General features: G+C 70.7%; 20 protein-coding genes. 11 read left to right on the top strand and 9 right to left on the bottom strand.

Annotation, left to right across the window (positions count from 1 at the left end; genetic code table 11):
* Positions 1-19 precede the first annotated feature (19 nt).
* Positions 20-1,525, top strand: coding sequence for an LVIVD repeat-containing protein (locus tag ACFWU3_RS33425; protein ID WP_384444921.1), 1,506 nt, complete (start codon positions 20-22; stop codon positions 1,523-1,525).
* Here ACFWU3_RS33425 and ACFWU3_RS33420 read toward each other — a convergent pair.
* The 6 genes from ACFWU3_RS33420 to ACFWU3_RS33395 all read right to left on the bottom strand — a co-directional run bounded on the left by ACFWU3_RS33420 (position 1,507) and on the right by ACFWU3_RS33395 (position 5,948).
* Positions 1,507-2,163: a TetR/AcrR family transcriptional regulator gene (locus tag ACFWU3_RS33420; protein ID WP_384444920.1), complete on the bottom strand. Its 657-nt coding sequence runs from the start codon at positions 2,161-2,163 to the stop codon at positions 1,507-1,509. The genes ACFWU3_RS33425 and ACFWU3_RS33420 overlap by 19 nt on opposite strands.
* Before the next feature lie 140 nt (positions 2,164-2,303).
* On the bottom strand, positions 2,304-3,080 hold the full coding sequence (locus tag ACFWU3_RS33415; protein WP_384444918.1) for an HAD family hydrolase: 777 nt from the start codon (positions 3,078-3,080) through the stop codon (positions 2,304-2,306).
* 19 nt (positions 3,081-3,099) lie between these two features.
* Positions 3,100-3,786, bottom strand: coding sequence for a phosphatase PAP2 family protein (locus ACFWU3_RS33410; RefSeq protein ID WP_384444916.1), 687 nt, complete (start codon positions 3,784-3,786; stop codon positions 3,100-3,102).
* A 34-nt stretch (positions 3,787-3,820) separates the two neighbouring features.
* Positions 3,821-4,756: a M56 family metallopeptidase gene (locus ACFWU3_RS33405; protein ID WP_384444914.1), complete on the bottom strand. Its 936-nt coding sequence runs from the start codon at positions 4,754-4,756 to the stop codon at positions 3,821-3,823.
* Between the two features lie 106 nt (positions 4,757-4,862).
* Entirely contained in the window at positions 4,863-5,411 is a 549-nt protein-coding gene (locus tag ACFWU3_RS33400; RefSeq protein WP_384444913.1) for a DUF5134 domain-containing protein, read from the bottom strand.
* A gap of 150 nt (positions 5,412-5,561) precedes the next feature.
* A complete protein-coding gene (locus tag ACFWU3_RS33395) occupies positions 5,562-5,948 on the bottom strand; it encodes a VOC family protein (RefSeq protein ID WP_384444910.1) in 387 nt (128 codons plus the stop codon).
* Between the two features lie 263 nt (positions 5,949-6,211).
* Between ACFWU3_RS33395 and ACFWU3_RS33390 the strand changes: the two genes are divergently transcribed.
* Entirely contained in the window at positions 6,212-6,766 is a 555-nt protein-coding gene (locus ACFWU3_RS33390) for a GNAT family N-acetyltransferase (RefSeq protein ID WP_384444909.1), read from the top strand.
* 49 nt (positions 6,767-6,815) lie between these two features.
* Here the strand turns inward: ACFWU3_RS33390 and ACFWU3_RS33385 are convergent, their stop codons facing one another.
* Positions 6,816-7,499 carry a glycerophosphodiester phosphodiesterase gene (locus tag ACFWU3_RS33385; protein ID WP_384444907.1) on the bottom strand — a complete coding sequence of 228 codons (684 nt, stop codon included), beginning with the start codon at positions 7,497-7,499 and terminating at the stop codon, positions 6,816-6,818.
* 290 nt (positions 7,500-7,789) lie between these two features.
* Between ACFWU3_RS33385 and ACFWU3_RS33380 the strand changes: the two genes are divergently transcribed.
* The 5 genes from ACFWU3_RS33380 (at position 7,790) to ACFWU3_RS33360 (ending at position 13,049) form a co-directional block, all read left to right on the top strand.
* On the top strand, positions 7,790-8,785 hold the full coding sequence (locus ACFWU3_RS33380) for an alpha/beta hydrolase (RefSeq protein ID WP_384444905.1): 996 nt from the start codon (positions 7,790-7,792) through the stop codon (positions 8,783-8,785).
* 81 nt (positions 8,786-8,866) lie between these two features.
* On the top strand, positions 8,867-10,288 hold the full coding sequence (locus ACFWU3_RS33375; protein WP_384444903.1) for a DUF6421 family protein: 1,422 nt from the start codon (positions 8,867-8,869) through the stop codon (positions 10,286-10,288).
* A gap of 26 nt (positions 10,289-10,314) precedes the next feature.
* Positions 10,315-11,070, top strand: a complete 756-nt coding sequence (locus ACFWU3_RS33370) for an SDR family NAD(P)-dependent oxidoreductase (RefSeq protein ID WP_384444901.1) — start codon at positions 10,315-10,317, stop codon at positions 11,068-11,070.
* Positions 11,049-12,137 (top strand): threonine aldolase family protein, encoded by a 1,089-nt coding sequence (locus tag ACFWU3_RS33365; protein WP_384444899.1) that lies wholly within the window; start codon positions 11,049-11,051, stop codon positions 12,135-12,137. Before ACFWU3_RS33370 ends, ACFWU3_RS33365 begins: the two co-directional genes overlap by 22 nt.
* A 219-nt stretch (positions 12,138-12,356) precedes the next feature.
* Complete coding sequence (locus ACFWU3_RS33360) at positions 12,357-13,049, top strand: B3/4 domain-containing protein (protein WP_384444897.1); 693 nt, start codon at positions 12,357-12,359, stop codon at positions 13,047-13,049.
* A 95-nt stretch (positions 13,050-13,144) separates the two neighbouring features.
* On the opposite strand, the gene ACFWU3_RS33355 is transcribed toward ACFWU3_RS33360, so the two are convergent.
* Together ACFWU3_RS33355 and ACFWU3_RS33350 are read right to left on the bottom strand one after the other, a co-directional pair.
* A complete protein-coding gene (locus ACFWU3_RS33355) occupies positions 13,145-13,867 on the bottom strand; it encodes a lysophospholipid acyltransferase family protein (protein WP_327685437.1) in 723 nt (240 codons plus the stop codon).
* 160 nt (positions 13,868-14,027) lie between these two features.
* The gene (locus tag ACFWU3_RS33350) at positions 14,028-14,444 is read right to left on the bottom strand and encodes a DUF4395 domain-containing protein (RefSeq protein WP_384444895.1); all 417 of its coding nucleotides are present in this window, start codon (positions 14,442-14,444) and stop codon (positions 14,028-14,030) included.
* A 76-nt stretch (positions 14,445-14,520) separates the two neighbouring features.
* Here ACFWU3_RS33350 and ACFWU3_RS33345 point away from each other — a divergent pair, with 76 nt between their 5' ends.
* The 4 genes from ACFWU3_RS33345 to ACFWU3_RS33330 all read left to right on the top strand — a co-directional run bounded on the left by ACFWU3_RS33345 (position 14,521) and on the right by ACFWU3_RS33330 (position 17,589).
* Entirely contained in the window at positions 14,521-14,934 is a 414-nt protein-coding gene (locus tag ACFWU3_RS33345) for a TlpA family protein disulfide reductase (protein WP_384444893.1), read from the top strand.
* A gap of 113 nt (positions 14,935-15,047) precedes the next feature.
* On the top strand, positions 15,048-15,554 hold the full coding sequence (locus ACFWU3_RS33340) for a flavin reductase family protein (RefSeq protein ID WP_384444892.1): 507 nt from the start codon (positions 15,048-15,050) through the stop codon (positions 15,552-15,554).
* A 217-nt stretch (positions 15,555-15,771) separates the two neighbouring features.
* Positions 15,772-16,557: an electron transfer flavoprotein subunit beta/FixA family protein gene (locus ACFWU3_RS33335; RefSeq protein WP_313947743.1), complete on the top strand. Its 786-nt coding sequence runs from the start codon at positions 15,772-15,774 to the stop codon at positions 16,555-16,557.
* A gap of 57 nt (positions 16,558-16,614) precedes the next feature.
* Positions 16,615-17,589: an electron transfer flavoprotein subunit alpha/FixB family protein gene (locus ACFWU3_RS33330; RefSeq protein WP_384444890.1), complete on the top strand. Its 975-nt coding sequence runs from the start codon at positions 16,615-16,617 to the stop codon at positions 17,587-17,589.
* Positions 17,590-17,629 lie beyond the last annotated feature (40 nt).

The raw sequence follows: 17,629 nt of genomic DNA, 5'->3' as shown, positions 1-17,629 counted from the left end.
GGATACAAGGGAGGACGCAGTGACCCTGTTGCACACCACCCGAGTGCGGCGCAGACGTCTGGGCGTGGCGGCAGCCGCGGCCGGGCTCCTCGCCACGCTGCTGACGGCCGGACCCGCGGCCGCCACACCAGACCCCGGGGACAAGGCCGCCCACAAGGAGATCTCCTCGGGCCAGGCGGCGCAGGACCGCTCCGCCATCGCGAGTGGTGAGATACCCGGCGTGGACGAGATCGTCCACAGCGACAACATCGAGCACCTCACCAACGTCCCCAAGGACGCGCTCAAGGGCACCAATACGGACATCGCCTTCCAGGGCAGGTACGCCTACGCGGGCAACTACGACGGCTTCCGTATCTTCGACATCAGCAACCCGAAGGCGCCGAAGACGGTCGCCCAGGTGCTGTGTCCCGGCAGCCAGAACGACATCTCGGTCTCCGGGGACCTGCTGTTCCTCTCCACCGACTCCTCGCGCAGCGACAACTCGTGCAACAGCACGACGCAGCCCGCGACCGAGAAGTCGTCGTGGGAGGGCATGAAGATCTTCGACATCAGCGACAAGCGCAACCCGAAGTACATCGCCGCTGTCGAGACCGCGTGCGGCTCGCACACGCACACGCTGGTGCCCGAGCGCCGCGACGTCTACATCTACGTGTCGTCGTACTCGCCGAGCGCGGCCTTCCCGGACTGCCAGCCGCCGCACGACGGCATCTCCGTCATCAAGGTGCCGCGCAAGGCCCCGCAGCAGGCCCGGATCGTGAACTTCCCGGTGCTCTTCCCCGGTGAGGGTCCGGACGGCGGAGGCAACCCCGGTTCGCCCACCAACCCGGGCGTCTCCAAGACCACCGGCTGCCACGACATCACCGTGCTCCCCTCGAAGGACCTGGCCGCCGGCGCCTGCATGGGTGACGGCATCCTGTTCTCGATCAAGGACCCGGAGCGCCCGAAGGTCATCGACCGCGTCCAGGACAACGTGAACTTCGCGTTCTGGCACTCGGCGACCTTCAACCAGGACGCCGACAAGGTCGTCTTCACCGACGAGCTCGGCGGCGGCGGAGCGGCCACCTGCAACGAGGAGATCGGCCCGAACCGCGGCGCCGACGGCGTCTACGACCTCGTCGGCCGGGGCGACAAGCGCAAGCTCGTCTTCCGCAGCTACTTCAAGATCGACCGGCACCAGGCCGACGCCGAGGTCTGCGTGGCGCACAACGGCTCGATCATCCCGGTGAAGGGCCGCGACATCATGGTCCAGGCCTGGTACCAGGGTGGTATCTCGGTCTGGGACTTCACCAACTCGAGCAGGCCCAAGGAGATCGCCTTCTTCGAGCGTGGTCCCGTCACCCTCGACCAGGTCACCACGGCCGGTCCCTGGTCGGCGTACTACTACAACGGTTACATCTACTCGAACGACATCGCGAAGGGTCTCGACGTCCTGAAGCTCAACGACAGGCGTACGGACCCGGCGAAGCGGGTGCGGCTGCACGAGCTCAACGTGCAGACCCAGCCCGACTACTTCGACCGCGACTGACCCAGGACCTCTCTGGTGTCGTACCTCGTCCCGCCGGGCGGATCTCCGCCCGGCGGGACTCCGAGCTCCCAGTCCAGCCCGTAGCGCTGGAAGAGCTCCGCCCGCAGCCGCGCGAGCGGCATCGGCGCGCCGGGCAGCAGGATCGCGAAGACCGCGCCCATCAGCAGGGCCCTCAGCAGCGGGTAGTCCACCTCGGCCTGCTGGGAGCCGTACCGCTCCACGGTGGCCCGCAACTGCACCGCCAGCTGCTGCTGCTCCGGGCACTGCACAAAGCCCTCGGCCTGAAGCACGCCCGACATATGGGTCCGCATCAGCACCGGATGGTCGACGGCGAGCCCGAGCACGGCGTCGATCGCCCGTGCCAGCAGTTCGCGTCCGTCCTCGGTTCGCGGCTCCCGCTCCAGCGCCTCGCGGAGTGTGAGATGCATCAACCGGTGCACGGCCGACTGCAGAAGCTGTCGCTTGCCCGGAAAGTAGTACGAGATCAGACCGCGAGCGGAACCCGCCCGGTCGGCTATGTCGGCCAGCGTCGTGGCCTCGTAGCCACGCTCGTCGACCAGCTCCACGGTCGCCTGGAGGAGCCGCTCCCGGGAACGCCGACGAAGCTCTTCATTGACCGATGCGCTCCGCGGGGACATGCTGGACTCCTGCGTTGACTGGCTCTCAGCCAATATACTCAGGGTGTTCCGCTGTGCGGGCTTCAGGGCCTGGTCAGCGGGGTGCTGCCCGAACCGGGCGACGCGGGGGATCGTCCGGTTCGGGTGGCTTTGTCATGCCTTCAGTGTCTCTCCCCGGGCCGGTGCGCGGACGAATCGGGGCCCCGGGGTCCGCACGGTTCGTACCGGTCCGCCTGGTCCGCTCGGTCCACGAGATCCAGGACCTTTCGCAGAGCGTCGGGCCGTTCCGCCGCCGGCGCAGGATCCACGAAGTGGACGGCGCACCCGAGATCCGCGGCGCCCCCGTCCGCGTGCCGGTCGTCCCCGACCATGAGCACATCACCGGGATGCAGACCCAGCGCCTCGCAGCCCACCCGGAAGAGCCGTGCGTCGGGCTTCTGCACACCGTGCTCGTAGGACAGTGCGTACGCGTCCACGAAGGTGCCGAGGCCGTGGGCCCGCACGACCGGCCGCAGGTCCCAGCCGATGTTGCTCACCACCGCGATCCCGAGCCCCCGCTCCCGCAGGGCGCCCAGCACCTCGGCGGCGTCGGGGTAGGGGCGCCAGGCAGCGGGCTCCATGTGCCGTTCGTACAGCGCGTCGGAGAGGCGTGGATCCGGCAGTTCGACGCCGCGCGCGAGACCGGTGTACGCGGCGCGGTGGTGCGCCGCCGACGTGTCGCGGGCCGCCCACACCTCGACCAGATGCGGCGGGACCACGGCCGGCTTCGGACCTCCCGGCAGAGCGCCGGCCGCCGCCAGCTCGCCGGCGAGGCGGGAGAACCCGGGCTCGGGGAGTTCGGTGTCGCAGACCTCCAGGCTCGCCCGGAGCCAGTCGGACACCGACTCGCTGCGCAGCAGCGTTCCCGAGAAGTCGAACAGCACACCCGTGACCGGCATGCCGACGATCCTCTCCGGCTCAGTGCTGCCGGGACAAGACCGTCCGTTCGTACGCCGTGACCGAAAACGCCACGCAGCCCGCCCCGAGCAGCCAGCCGCCGATGACGTCCGTGGGCCAGTGGACGCCGAGATAGAGCCGGGTCAGGCCCACCCCGACCACGGAGACCACGGCCACGACCACGGCCCACAGCCACCACTGCCCCTCCACCCCGTGGCGCCGCAGCAGCCAGAGCACCGTCACGCAGGTGACCATGGCCGTCATCGCGTGGCCCGAAGGGAAGGCCGAGAAGTGCGCCGAGTCGACCGGATCGGGCCACTCCGGGCGCTCGCGGCCCACCGCGGACTTCAGACCCTGCTGGAGGAGCGTGCCGAGCGCGCTCGTCGCCGCCACCCACACGGCGAGCAGGCGTTCGCCGCGCCACCACAGCCACACCACGGCCACGGCGATCAGCGCGCGCATCGCCCAGGGGTCCCACACCCAGTCGCTCAGGATGCGATTCACCCGGACGAGCCCCGGATCGTCGACGGCCCACATGTGCAGTCCGTCGGCGACGGAGCGGTCGAAGGCGATGAGCGGTGACCAGGCGATGGCGACCAGGAACAGCAGGACGGCGAAGAGCACGACCAGCAGTGTCCCGGTGCGCGCCGGTCCGGGCGGCGGTCCGGCCTCCGGGGGAGTGGTCGGGGCGGGATGTGGCGAGTGCATGAAGGGGATCTTCCCCGTGAGAGGAGATCTACGGCTAACCCAGCGCGCGAAGTGCCGGGACGAAGGCCACCAGGAGCGGTACGACCGGCACCAGCGCGGCCGCGGCGGTGAGCCGCAGACGGCGGCCCGCGGTGAGCCGCGGAACGGGCGCCAGCAGCCGGTTCACACGCTGCGGCAGCTGGGCGTCCGGAGTGGGGCACGGACCGAACACCCCGCGGTCCTCGTTCAGTTCCACGAGCGCCAGGGCGATGGTGAGCCGCCCGAAACGGCGTGAGGCGACATCGTCGGCGGCCAGCTCCACCAGCCGGTGCATCTCGTCGCGGAAGGCGGCGAACACCGGGATCTGCGGGAACCCGTTGGCGAGCGCGGAGGAGCAGTGCAGCAGCCAGTCGTGGCGTGCCTGGGCGTGACCCTGCTCGTGGGCCAGGACCGCGTCGAGCTGACGGCCCTTCAGTCGTCGCAACGCCGCGGTGGTGATGACCAGTTGCGGCGCGGTGCCGGGCAGCCACCAGGCGTCGGGGCGCGCCCCCTCCAGAACGACCAGCGGCTCACTGCCCGGCTGCTCGCCCGGCATGAGGGGGGAGCGCACCAGCAGCTCGGTGCGCCGCTGCTTGCGACGCAGCCGGGCCCGGCGGATCTCCCGGGTGAGCATCGCGGCGGTCCACAGGCCGCCGCAGGCCAGCAGGACGGCGAGGGTGGCCGACCAGGGCCCGTTCGCCCCGAGGGCGTAGGCCTCCACCACCCCGTGCGGCGCCGGTGCGAAGACATGACCGCGGACGAGCTGCCAGGCCGCCGCCGCGCTGAAGGTCATCGACAGCGCGAACGACAGCAGCACCGCCGCCACCACGCACTGCCACACCCACAGGGCCACCACCGGCTCGCGCTCCGGCCAGTCGGCGCGCGACAGCAGTTGCGGAGCCGCCACGGCGGCCAGTGCGCCGAGCATCAGCAGCACGAGGGAGACCAACATGCCGTCAGCCTATGAGCGCGCGGCTACTTGCGGGTATGACCCTGCGCGCCAAGTGATGTACGACACGGTGTCGTGACCGGCCTCGCGGCGGGCCGTCGTGGGGGCGTCAGAGGGTGAGCAGCATGGCGAGCATCGCGAGGCCCATCGCCAGTCTGCAGGCCGGTGCGAGCTCGGGCCGGGCGCCGAAGGAGAGCGGTCCGCAGACGCCCGCGGCAGCCGGCACGGGCACCAGCCGCACCCCCGAGCGCAGGACGTACGCCGCGTAGTACACCAGCAGCGCGCCGGTCAGCAGCGGTACGCCTGCTGGGGCGTGACCGGCGTGGGGGCCACCGCCGGGGGCCATCGCCAGCGCCATGTAGACCATCGCGAGCGAGCCGACCGCGTGGTGCAGATGATGCAGACCGCGACGGGCCGGCCACAGGGCCGCGAGCGCCGCGGCGCCGAAGACGGCCGCGTACACCGTCCAGGCCCAGCCCGGCAGCACGACGACGGCCGCCGGCAGCGCCATCGCCGCCATGCCGAAACCCATCAGCGCCTCGCCGCCGGCCGCCCTGCGCGCCTCGCCGGAGGCGCCGCGCATCCGCACCAGGCAGTACAGGCCGGTCGCTCCGCACAGCGCCATGAGCAGCCAGCCGGACATCGCGGGTCCGTGCACGGCGAACCTCCCCCATCGACGGATGTCGAGAGGTCGATGCCCGGCCACCACCGGGGGTACGCGAGCGCACGGGGGTGCACAGGGAGCACTGAGCGGTGTCCGGGTCCGCGCCCTTCGCCCGCGCGCCCCGCCCGCTCCCCGGCGTCGGGCTCAGGGACGGTGCCGCAGCGGATGATCGGCGGGCACCTCGACGACGGCGATCCGATGGCCGTCCGGGTCCGCGATCCACATCTCGATCAGCCCCCACGGCTCCTGCACGGGCGGCCGCAGCACCTCGACACCCTGCTCCGCCAGCTCCGCGTGGACGGCCGCGACGTCCTCGACCTGAAGCCACAGCCGGGGCCCGTTCGCGGCGGGAGGCTCGGAGCGGCCCGAGATCTCGAGGAAGCCGCCGCCGAGGAAGTAGACCGTGCCCCGCTCCGGGCCGGTCCCGAACTCCCGGTAGACGGGCAGCCCGAGCTTCTGCCCGTAGAACTGCCGGGAGCGCTCGGGGTCGGTGGGACGCAGAAGGATCCGGCTGCTCAGCACATGCACCATGCCCGAACCCTAGATCGTGTCCGCACAGTCTCGTCTGGTTCGCGACGCCCCGCACGCGCCCTCGCCGCGTTGCCGATACGCCCGAGTAGCTCCGCTACGAGGGCGCACCGGCGCCTTGCGATCGCACGCACCGGACACCGCGAACCCCGCCCTCCGGGCGGACGACGACACTGTGCGGACACTCCCTGGATCGTGTCCGCGGGTACTCTCGTGGCACCCGCACGCTGTTGTGACACCAGCTGTCGAAGAACGGAGAGCGATCCATGGACACCGCACCGCCCCGGGACTCCGGCGAGCTGACGTACCGCGACGCCGTCGCCGCCGACGCACCGGCGCTGGTCGGGCTGATCGAGTCGGCCTATCGCGGTGACACGAGCAGGGCCGGCTGGACGACCGAGGCGGACATCCTCGACGGGCAGCGCACCGACCCCGAGGGTGTGCGCGAGGTCATCGAATCCCCCGGCAGCCGCCTTCTCGTCGTGGAGCGCGACGGTGAGCTGATCGCCTGCTGCCAGCTCGAACACCGCGGCGAAGCCGCCTACTTCGGCATGTTCGCCGTCCGCCCGAACCTTCAGGGCGGGGGACTGGGCCGTCTGATCATCGCCCAGGCGGAGCGCAGCGCACGGCAGACGTGGGGCGTGCGCGAGATGCACATGACGGTGATCTCGGTGCGGGACGAGCTGATCGCCTGGTACGAGCGGCGCGGCTACCGCCGTACGGGAGAGCTGACGCCCTTCCCGTACGGCGACGAGCGCTTCGGCATCCCGCAGCGCGAGGACCTGACCTTCGAGCTGCTGGTGAAGGATCTGACGGCGTGATCCCCCACCGGCTCCGCACGGCGGCCGGGTCCTGACCGACCGCAACGCCCTACGCGGTGAACCGCCCCGTGCGCCGGATCTCCGGGAAGTCGGTGGTCGCGCCGTCGAGTTCGAGGGCGCGCACCAGCCGCAGCTGGTCCTGGGTGTTGACCACCCAGCCGATCACCTGGAGCGCCTCGCCGTGGGCGTGCTCGACGGTCTCCAGGGTCAGCCGGCGGATGTTCAGGGCGAGGGCTCCGGCGCCCACGGCCTTGGCGCGGTCGACGATGTCGGCACCCCAGCGGCTCGCGATCAGCACCGTGCGGACGCCCGGCACCAGCGAGGCGATCTCGGCCACCGCGTCGTCGTGGAAGGACGAGACGGTGACCCGGTGGACGAGGTCGCGTTTCCTCATCACCTCGGCGAGGGCGCGCGCCGCGGCCACGTCCTTGATCTCGGCCTGGAGCGGTGCGTGCACCGCGTCGAGGACCTCTTCGAAGACCGGCACCCGCTCGCCGTGGCCCGCGTCGAGCTCGCGCAGCTCCGCCAGGGTCTTGTCGGCGATGGGTCCCTTGCCGTCCGTCGTACGGTCCACGTCGGCGTCGTGCATGACGACGAGCGCGCCGTCCTTGCTCAGATGCAGATCCAGTTCGATGGCGTCCATCCCGGCCCGCTCGGCCCGGACGAAGGAACGCAGGGTGTTCTCCGGCTCGACGCCCATGACCCCGCGATGACCGATGGTGAGGAAAGTCAAGATTCTCTCGCTTCCGTCGACGGCGGCTCCCGCGCGGCGTGGCCTGACGACGCGGCGCGGCAAGGACGCAGCCTAATGGCCGCACCCCCGGATGAAACCGCTCTCGCACGCGGTAACAGGGGTGATTGACGCCGACTTCCAGCCTCTCGGGCGCTTGTCGTGTCCCCCGCTCGTGGGCGCGTCCTGTACGGCTTGACGTCATGTCAGCCCTGCGCAAAACGCTGCGGGCCGCCGCGCCGGGAAGGAACGCTGTGGCCGACACACTGTTCTCACGGACGAGGGAGACCTGGATGACCATCGGGAGAGACCGGCTGAGGCCCGAGGTGAGGGAGTTCGTCGACATTCTCGCCGCCGTCTTCCCGGACGTCGGGGTGTCGGTGACCGATGCCGTGGAGGCGCGGCGGATCATGGACGCCTCCCTCTCTCCTTTCGGCAGGCAGAAGGTGGGCGGGGTGGCCGACCGCACGATCCCGGGCCCGCCCGGCGCCCCCGAACTGCCGGTCCGCGTCTACCGTCCCCTTCCCGAGGCCGGACCCGGGCCCTGGCCGACGGTGGTCTTCTTCCACGGCGGTGGCTGGGTGCTCGGCGGGCTCAACAGTCACGACCGCCTGTGCCGTCAGCTCTGCCGGGACGCGGGGGCCGTCGTCGTCGCCGTCGACTACCGGCTCGCGCCCGAGGTGCGCTTCCCGGTCCCCATCGAGGACGCGTACGCGGCCGTGTGCTGGGCCGCGGAGCACATCGGCGAGCTGGGAGGCGATCCGCGTGCCCTGGTCGTCGCGGGGGACAGCGCCGGGGGCAACCTCGCCACCTGCGCCATGCTCGTCGGTCGCGAGCGCGGCGGCCCGGACGTCGCCCTGCAGGTGCTGATCTACCCGGCGACGGACGCGGCTCTCGACACCGAGTCGCACCGGACGAACGCGGAGGGTTACTACCTCACCGCCGATCACGTCCGCTGGTTCCGCGATCTGTACCTCGGACCGGACGGTGACATCCATCACCCGCTGGCCTCCCCGCTGCGCGCCGAGCTCGCCGGACTGCCCGCGGCGCACATCGTCACGGCCGGCTGCGACCCCGTCTGCGACGAGGGGCGGGCGTATGCGAAGAGGCTCACCGAGGCGGGCGTGCCGGTCACGGAAGCCCACTACCCGGGGATGTTCCACGGCTTCCTGGCGCTGAGCAATGTGGTCGACGAGGCGAAGGACGCGATGGCCGGTGTGGCAGAAGTCATTGCCTCGACCATGATCAACCGCAAACCTTCCGGTGATCATGAAGGTGGGGAAGAATAATTTCGCTTCTTGCTACTTGTACCGGAGAACCGGGCATAGATACGGTGTCTTGACGCGAGGTTCTCCTGTGGAGGAAGTGACATGACGGAAATTCTTGTGCAGGACGCCGCACCTGCGCCCATATCCCCCGCCGACCGGGTGGTCGAGCACCCGGCCTGGACGAGGCTCAAGAATGCCGTCGAGGAGATCCGTCCCTGGCAGTCCAAGGACGGCTCCATCGACTTCGACGCCGAGGGCGCCCCCGCGCGTGTCGACGCCGAAGCAGTACTGGACCGCGTCATCGACGCGATCGGTGAGCTCTCCCCGCTCCTGCCGCACGACGCCGACTACCACCGCGCGCTCGTCGCCGACCTGCGCAAGTGGGCCGACGACGCCTTCGGCATACCCGACTTCCTGGACGCGCTGCTGGCCTTCCAGCCCGCCCGGGGCCGCGCCGACGGGCTCCAGCACCTGGTCGTCTTCCCCATGTACACGCAGAACGGCAACCCGGACCGCAACCTCGAAGCGGTCGTGCTGCGCATGGTGTGGCCCGAGTGGCTCGCCGAGCTCGAGCGCACCCGCTACGACAACCCCCTCTTCTGCGGGATCACCTTCGAGGACTTCACCGCGGGCTACGACACCAACTCCGCGGTGCTCTTCCCGGAGACCATCGCCGTGCGCGAGGCGCCCGAGCGTTTCACCTGGGGCGGCATCTTCTGCGACCGCGAGGCCGCGCGCTTCCGCGCGGTGACGAGTGAGGCCGTGCAGGTCCTCGGTCTCGAACTCCCGCAGGACATCCAGGAGATGATCGGCGACCAGGAGCGCTGCCAGCAGGCCTTCGTGCTCTGGGACATGGTCCACGACCGCACCCACAGCCACGGCGACCTGCCCTTCGACCCCTTCATGATCAAGCAGCGCCAGCCGTTCTGGATGTACGGCCTCGAGGAGCTGCGCTGCGACCTCACCGCCTTCAAGGAGGCCGTGAAGCTCGACGCCGAGGGCAACTCCCACGGCCGCGACGTCCAGTACGCCGTGCTCTTCGACCGCATGTTCCGCTTCCCGGTCACCGGCGAGCGCGTGCGCAACTACGACGGCCTCGGTGGCCAGCTGCTCTTCTCCTACCTGCACAAGCACGACGTGCTGCGGTGGACCGACAACACCCTGAAGATCGACTGGGAGCGGGCGCCGCAGGTCACGAACCAGCTGTGCGCCGAGATCGAGAAGCTCTACCGCGACGGCATCGACCGCCCCAAGCTGGTCCACTGGTTCGCCGCGTACGACCTGGTCTCCACCTATCTGGCGCCGCACCCCGGCTCGCGCTGGGCCAAGGGCCCGGACGCCCTCGATCTGTCACAGCCTCCCCGGAAACTCGTCGACGACGTGCTTCCCGACGAGTTTCCGCTCAGCATGTTCTTCGAGGCGCTCTCCAAGAAGCTGAAGACGGTGATCGCCTCCACGAAGGGCATCACCGCGGCGGGTACGGCAGTGGCCGACGGCACGCCGTCCACCGGGGCAGCCGCATGAGCACGCGCACAAAGGAGACCACGACCATGAACTCAGGCTCGAACGCGCCGCTGGACGGCGCCGTGGTCGCGGTGGCGGGAGCGGCGGGCCCGGCGGGCCGCGCCACCCTGCTGCGCCTCGCCGAGGCCGGCGCGACGGTCGTCGCCTCGGACGCCGACCCCGAACGGCTCGCCGAGGCGGTCGACGCCGCCCGGTACGCGCACGGCGGGGCGACCGTCACGGGGGACACGGTCGACCTGCTCGACCTGGACGCCACCCGGGAGTGGGCCGACAGGACGGAGAAGGAGTTCGGCCGCGTCGACGGGCTCGTCCACCTCGTCGGAGGCTGGCGCGGAAGCCCGTCCTTCGCCGAGACGAAGCTCGCGGACTGGGCCCTGCTCGAGAAGCTGCTGATCCGCACCGTTCAGCACACCTCACTCGCCTTCCACGACGGGCTGCTGCGCAGCGACCGGGGGCGCTTTCTGCTGATCAGCGCGGCCGGCGCGTCCAACCCGACCGCCGGCAACGCCGCGTACGCCGCGTCGAAGGCCGCGGCCGAGGCCTGGACGCTGGCGCTCGCCGACGCCTTCCGCAAGGCGGGGGGCGACGAGGGTCCCAGGACCGCGGCTGCGATCCTGGTCGTCAAGGCACTGGTGCACGACGCCATGCGCGCCGAGCGCCCGAATGCGAAGTTCGCGGGCTTCACGGACGTGACGGAACTGGCGGAAGCCATCGCCGGGGTCTGGGACCGGCCCGCCAGGGAAGCGAATGGACAGCGTCTGTGGCTGACCCCCAAACCGTGAAGGCCGCACCGACGGCGGCCCGCCGCCATCACGACCCCGAGGTACGCGGCTTCGCGAGCGACAACTACGCGGGCGCCCACCCCGAGGTCCTGGCGGCGCTCGCCCTCGCCAACGGCGGTCATCAGGTCGCCTACGGCGAGGACGAGTACACCGACCACCTCCAGCGCGTCATGCACAGCCACTTCGGGCCGACGGCCGAGGCCTTCCCGGTCTTCAACGGCACCGGCGCCAACGTCACGGCGCTCCAGGCGCTCACCGACCGGTGGGGCGCGGTGATCTGCGCCGAGTCCGCGCACATCAACGTGGACGAGGGCGGCGCACCGGAGCGGATGGGCGGCCTCAAACTGCTCACCGTGCCCACGCCGGACGGCAAGCTCACCCCCGAGCTCATCGACCGTCAGGCATGGGGCTGGGAGGACGAGCACCGGGCGATGCCGCAGGTCGTGTCGATCACCCAGAACACCGAGCTGGGCACGGTCTACACCCCGGCCGAGATCCGCGCGATCGTCGAGCACGCCCACGGGCACGGGATGAAGGTCCACCTCGACGGCGCCCGGATAGCCAACGCGGCGGCGTCCCTGGACGTCCCGATGCGCACGTTCACCAATGCGGTCGGCGTCGATGTGCTGTCCTACGGCGGCACGAAGAACGGCATGCTGTTCGGCGAGGCCGTCGTCGTGCTCAACCCGGACGCCGTCAGCCACATGAAGCATCTGCGCAAGATGTCCATGCAGCTCGCCTCCAAGATGCGGTTCGTCTCCGTACAGCTCGAGGCGCTGCTCGCGCGCGATCTGTGGCTGCGCAACGCCCGGCACTCCAACGCCATGGCGCAGCGGCTGGCCGACGGCGTACGCGGTGTCGACGGCGTCGAGATCCTGTACCCCGTCCAGGCCAACGCCGTCTTCGCGCGGCTGCCCAACGCGGTGACGGAGCGGCTGCAGAAGCGGTTCCGCTTCTACTTCTGGGACGAGGCCGCCGGTGATGTGCGCTGGATGTGCGCCTTCGACACCACGGAGCAGGACGTCGACGCCTTCGTCCAGGCGCTCAAGGAGGAGATGGCGGCGTAGCGCCGCGGGGGAGCAGTCAGGCATAGGGGCCGGCCGGACACTGTCCGGCCGGCCCGTGCGCTGTAGTGCCGTCCGCTCGCCTGATCAGTCCAATGAGATGGACTGTTCGGTACGGTACGCTGTACCACGTCCCGCGGTGTCCGATGCGCGCCACCGGTCCGCAGCGACCGGTCGAGCGCTCCGGCGCCGCCTCCCCAGCGCACTGTGAGGCAGTCCGGCATGACGCTCTCGCTCACCGTCTCCGACGAGGTCAGGGATCTCGTCCCCGGCTTCGTCCACCTGGCCGTCGAGGCACACGGCCTGGTCAACGGGCCCAGCACCACCGAGAGTTCGGCCCTGCTGGACGCCGCCGCCGCACGGCTCGCCGAGCGGCTGGACGGACGCGCCCCCCACGAGGACCCGCACATGGCCGCCTGGCGCGCGGCGTACACCGCCTTCGGCTCCAAGCCGTCCCGCACCCGCAACTCCGCCGAGGCGCTGGCCAGGAGGGCGCTCGCGGACGGCGGACTGCCGCGGATCAATGTGCTGGTCGACCTCTACAACGCCATCAGCGTGGCCCATCTGATCCCCGTCGGCGGCGAGGACCTGGACCGTATCCGGGGCGGGATGCGGCTGGTGCGCGCCACCGGCGGCGAACCCTTCGTCACCGTCGCCGGCGGCGAGGAGACGGTGGAGCACCCGGACGCTGGCGAGGTCGTCTGGCGCGACGACGAGGGCGTCACCTGCCGGCGCTGGAACTGGCGCCAGGGGCCCCGCACCCGGCTCACCGAGGAGTCGGTGAACGCGATCTTCCTGCTGGAGTCGCTGGCCCCCATGACGACCGGTGAGCTGGAAGCCGCGGGCGATGAACTCGCCGAGTCGCTGGAGAAGCTGAGCCCGGGCGCGCGCATCACGATCCGTCCGCCGCACTGACGGGCAGGCGCACGGGCGTCCGTGCTGCGCTTGGCAGGTGTACGCGCCGACGGACCCGCCCGCCGCGGGACGGACCCGCCGACGGGCGTGACGTTTCAGCCGGCTTCGCGGACCTCGGCCGGAGTCGGCGCCGTACCCCCGAGGTGCGCGGGCACCCACCAGGTGTCGGACGCGTCCTTGGGGCGCACGGGATAGGCGCGCTGAGCCGCTTCGAGGAGCTCCTGCACGCGCTCGCGCAGCCGGCGGGTGATCGCACCCGCGTACTGGTCGGTGGGCGCCTCGACCGGCTCGCCCACCCGGATCGTGATCGGGATGTGGCTGCGGCGGAAGTTGCGCGGGCGGCCCTTGGTCCACACCCGCTGCGTGCCCCACAGTGCCATGGGGATGAGCGGTACGCCCGCCTCCTGCGCCAGCCGGGCGGCACCGGACTTGAACGACTTCAGCGTGAACGACTGCGAGATGGTGGCCTCGGGGAAGACGCCGATGATCTCGCCCGACCGCAGGGAGTCGAGGGCGTGCGCGTAGGCGGCCTCACCCTGCTTGCGGTCCACCGGGATGTGCTTCATGCCGCGCATCAGCGGGCCGGAGATCTTGTGCCGGAAGACGGAGTCCTTCGCCATGAAGCGCACGAGCCGCTTCTGCGGCAGCGCGGCGAGGCCGGTGAAGATGAAGTCCAGGTAGCTGATGTGGTTGCTGACGAGCACAGCACCGCCGGTACGCGGGATGTTCTCCGAACCCTGAGTGTCGATCTTCAGGTCCAGCGCCTTGAACATGGTGCGAGCGGCGCCGATGACCGGCCGATAGACGAGCTCTGCCATCTGGAGAGGGCCCTTCTGTTGTGCCCGGGGAGGGTTCTCCCGGCGGAAGTTACGCAGCCGTAGGTTTTCGGCATTGCGCCGATCGTGCCCCATGGGCGGCGTGCTGGCCAGTCCTGGTGGCGGAGGTCGGCGAGATTCTTGTCACGTCCTTCCCGTCACATTATGGACGCCTCGGCGTCACCCGCCGGAGAAGCAGGTACATCTCGCAGCCGAGGCAGTAGCGGAAGACGGCGTTGAGGAAGGCGGCGGCGAGAGCGCAGGCGGTCGCCGCGATGCCCAGCCACGCGGGTCCGGCGAAGTAGCCGATCAGCCCGAGGAGCGCGAAGGCGAGCCCGACCCCCTGGGCGAACTGCGGGGCCGCCGACGGCTCCAGCTCCGCCGGCGGACCGAGCCTCGGCCTGACGGCTGTACGGAACAGCCATCCGTACGGCGAGCGCGGCACTCCCAGCAGCGCGCCCGCCGCGAAGCACAGGGCCTGCCACGCGAGCAGGCCGCCGCTTCCGGTGATCAGTACGGCGGCGAGTACGGCCGTGGTGACGGCGGCCCCGAAGCGCGGGCCCCTGACGTCGATGTCCATGCTGTTCAGGATCACGCACCGCGCGGGCCCTGGAGCGGTGGGAATCTTTGCAGTCCTGTGAACGCTGGAGCTGAGGATGAGCGGACTTGTGGTGTGCGCGCTGGTGCTCGCGGCGGCGAGCGTGTTCGGGGTGTGGCAGAGGAAGAACGGCGGGAGGCTGAAGGTGCGCGACCGGGATGCGGGGACGAGGCTGAGCCCGGCCGATCTGGGGGCGGAGCTGGGGCGACGGGCGACGCTCGTGCAGTTCTCCAGCGCCTTCTGCCAGCCGTGCCGGGCCACGCGGCGCACCCTCGCCGATGTCGCGGGCATGATCGACGGCGTGACCCATGTCGAGATCGACGCGGAGGAGCGGCTGACGCTCGTCCGCGAACTCGGCATCCTCAAGACGCCGACCGTCCTGGTGCTCGACTCCACCGGACAGATCGTCACCCGCGCCGCCGGTCAGCCCCGCAAGGCGGATGTGATCAACGCGCTCGGCCGGGCGGTGTGACGCACCGTGATCCGTCTCGCACCTTCTGGGCAGCACTTGACTGCACCGGCCACGCATCGCCAGGCTGACGCTGTGTCCGAAGAACCTTCCCTCCGTGGGCCGGCCCTCACTCCATGACCGCTACGCCTGATCTCGGTACTTCCCGAGTGGCCTCTCCCGAGCTGCTGCGCGCCGTCTTCCGCCGGCACGCGGCCGGTGTGGCGGTGATCACCGCGCAGGGCGAGGCACCCGTCGGCTTCACCGCGACCTCCCTCAGCTCGGTCTCCGCCGACCCGCCGCTGATCTCCTTCGGTGTCGGCACCGCGTCCTCCAGCTGGCCGGTGATAGCCCGGGCGGACCACGTCGGCGTCCATGTCCTCGGCGAGCACCAGCAGGAGCTGGCCGCCACCTTCGCCCGCAGCGGAGCGGACCGCTTCGCCGCGCCCACCCGTTGGCGCCGCGGCCCCGAGAACGTGCCCGTTATCGACGACGTGCCCGCCTGGATGGTCTGCCGGGTCCTCGCGCGCGTGCCGGCCGCGGACCACCACCTCGTCATCGCCCAGGCGGTGGCGGGGGATTCGGCCGGAACGGCCGGCCCGCTCGTCTATCACCAGGGGCGCTTCAACGCCCTGCGGGACTGAGAGTTCCCGGTTACGCAGCGTTGGCAACGTCACAGTTCCAAGCGCTTGCTCACGGGGTACATGGGGGATGTACTGGTGAGTAATATTTCGCTCAGGGCACCGGTCGCCCCGACCGGAAACCCCGCCTTCAGGCGCCTATGCTGCCTGCATAAGGCAGGCCCCTGGCCCACGGCGCCGGGGACCCCACAGAAATGACCGATGTAGTAGGAGAGCCGGCGTGAGCTTGAGGATCGTTGTCTGTGTGAAGTACGTGCCCGACGCCACCGGCGACCGGCACTTCGCCGATGACCTGACCGTCGACCGTGACGACGTGGACGGTCTGCTGTCGGAGCTGGACGAGTACGCGGTCGAGCAGGCGCTGCAGATCGCCGACGAGGCGGACGACGCGGAGATCACCGTGCTGACCGTCGGCCCCGACGACGCCAAGGACGCGCTGCGCAAGGCGCTGTCGATGGGCGCCGACAAGGCCGTTCACGTCGAGGACGACGATCTGCACGGTTCCGACGTCATGGGCACCTCGCTGGTGCTGGCCAAGGCGATCGAGAAGACCGGTTACGACCTGGTCATCTGCGGCATGGCGTCCACGGACGGCACCATGGGCGTGCTTCCGGCGATCCTCGCCGAGCGTCTGGGCGTCCCCCAGGTCACGCTGCTCTCCGAGGTCTCGGTCGAGGACGGCACCGTCAAGGGCCGTCGCGACGGCGACTCGGCGTCCGAGCAGCTGGAGGCCTCCCTCCCGGCGCTGGTGTCGGTCACCGACCAGTCGGGCGAGGCGCGTTACCCGTCGTTCAAGGGCATCATGGCGGCCAAGAAGAAGCCGGTGGAGTCCCTGGACCTCGAGGACCTGGAGATCGACGCGGCCGAGGTCGGTCTCGAAGGCTCCTGGACCAAGGTCGACTCGGCCACGGAGCGCCCGGCGCGTACCGCGGGCACGATCGTCAAGGACGAGGGCGAGGGCGGCAAGCAGCTCGCGGAGTTCCTCGCGAGCCAGAAGTTCATCTGAGGCCGAGCGCCTCTCACCGCCCCCAGCTCTTTCGCATTCGCAGGAGATTGAAGTCCCATGACTGAAGTTCTCGTCTATGTCGACCACCTGGACGGTGCCGTCCGCAAGCCCACTCTGGAGCTGCTGACGCTGGCCCGCCGCATCGGCGACCCGGTCGCCGTCGCGCTCGGCGCCGGTGCCGAGTCCACCGCCGCCGCGCTGGCCGAGCACGGTGCGGTCAAGGTGCTGACCGCCGACGCTCCCGAGTTCGCCGACTACCTCGTCGTGCCGAAGGTGGACGCGCTCCAGGCCGCGTACGAGGCAGCGTCCGCCGGGGGCTCCCTGGCCGCCGTGCTCGTACCGTCCTCCGCCGAGGGCAAGGAGATCGCGGCCCGTCTCGCGGTCCGTATCGGCTCCGGCATCATCACCGACGCCGTCGACCTGGAGGCCGGCGACGACGGTCCGGTCGCCACGCAGTCCGCGTTCGCGGCGTCGTACACGACCAAGTCCCGGATCAGCAAGGGCACCCCGGTCATCACGGTCAAGCCGAACTCGGCCGCCGTCGAGGCCGCTCCCGCCGCGGGCACGGTCGAGGCCCTCACGGTCTCCTTCTCCGAGGCCGCCACCGGCACCAAGGTCGTCTCGCGCACCCCGCGCGAGTCCACCGGCCGCCCCGAGCTGACCGAGGCCGCGATCGTGGTCTCCGGCGGACGCGGCGTCAACGGCGCCGAGAACTTCGCCGTCATCGAGGCCCTCGCCGACTCGCTCGGCGCGGCCGTCGGCGCCTCCCGCGCCGCCGTCGACGCCGGCTGGTACCCGCACTCCAACCAGGTCGGCCAGACCGGCAAGTCGGTCTCGCCGCAGCTGTACATCGCCTCCGGCATCTCCGGCGCGATCCAGCACCGTGCCGGTATGCAGACGTCGAAGACCATCGTCGCCGTCAACAAGGACGCCGAGGCCCCGATCTTCGACCTCGTCGACTACGGCGTGGTCGGCGACCTCTTCGAGGTCGTCCCCCAGCTGACGGAACAGGTCAAGACCCGCAAGGGCTGACCCGCACCGCTCGAACGGCCGGGGCCGCACGGTGACAATC

Source organism: Streptomyces sp. NPDC058685, from assembly GCF_042714725.1.
GTDB lineage: Bacteria > Actinomycetota > Actinomycetes > Streptomycetales > Streptomycetaceae > Streptomyces.
The sequence above is the reverse complement of the archived record's forward strand: the minus strand, read 5'-3'. Positions and strand labels throughout refer to the sequence as shown.

Coding starts and splice junctions, on each gene's coding strand:
- ACFWU3_RS33420 (WP_384444920.1), bottom strand. CDS start 2,163: ATGTCCCCGCGGAGCGCATCGGTCAATGAAGAGCTTCGTCGGCGTTCC.
- ACFWU3_RS33415 (WP_384444918.1), bottom strand. CDS start 3,080: ATGCCGGTCACGGGTGTGCTGTTCGACTTCTCGGGAACGCTGCTGCGC.
- ACFWU3_RS33410 (WP_384444916.1), bottom strand. CDS start 3,786: ATGCACTCGCCACATCCCGCCCCGACCACTCCCCCGGAGGCCGGACCG.
- ACFWU3_RS33405 (WP_384444914.1), bottom strand. CDS start 4,756: ATGTTGGTCTCCCTCGTGCTGCTGATGCTCGGCGCACTGGCCGCCGTG.
- ACFWU3_RS33395 (WP_384444910.1), bottom strand. CDS start 5,948: ATGGTGCATGTGCTGAGCAGCCGGATCCTTCTGCGTCCCACCGACCCC.
- ACFWU3_RS33390 (WP_384444909.1), top strand. CDS start 6,212: ATGGACACCGCACCGCCCCGGGACTCCGGCGAGCTGACGTACCGCGAC.
- ACFWU3_RS33380 (WP_384444905.1), top strand. CDS start 7,790: ATGACCATCGGGAGAGACCGGCTGAGGCCCGAGGTGAGGGAGTTCGTC.
- ACFWU3_RS33375 (WP_384444903.1), top strand. CDS start 8,867: ATGACGGAAATTCTTGTGCAGGACGCCGCACCTGCGCCCATATCCCCC.
- ACFWU3_RS33370 (WP_384444901.1), top strand. CDS start 10,315: ATGAACTCAGGCTCGAACGCGCCGCTGGACGGCGCCGTGGTCGCGGTG.
- ACFWU3_RS33360 (WP_384444897.1), top strand. CDS start 12,357: ATGACGCTCTCGCTCACCGTCTCCGACGAGGTCAGGGATCTCGTCCCC.
- ACFWU3_RS33355 (WP_327685437.1), bottom strand. CDS start 13,867: ATGGCAGAGCTCGTCTATCGGCCGGTCATCGGCGCCGCTCGCACCATG.
- ACFWU3_RS33350 (WP_384444895.1), bottom strand. CDS start 14,444: ATGGACATCGACGTCAGGGGCCCGCGCTTCGGGGCCGCCGTCACCACG.
- ACFWU3_RS33345 (WP_384444893.1), top strand. CDS start 14,521: ATGAGCGGACTTGTGGTGTGCGCGCTGGTGCTCGCGGCGGCGAGCGTG.
- ACFWU3_RS33340 (WP_384444892.1), top strand. CDS start 15,048: ATGACCGCTACGCCTGATCTCGGTACTTCCCGAGTGGCCTCTCCCGAG.
- ACFWU3_RS33330 (WP_384444890.1), top strand. CDS start 16,615: ATGACTGAAGTTCTCGTCTATGTCGACCACCTGGACGGTGCCGTCCGC.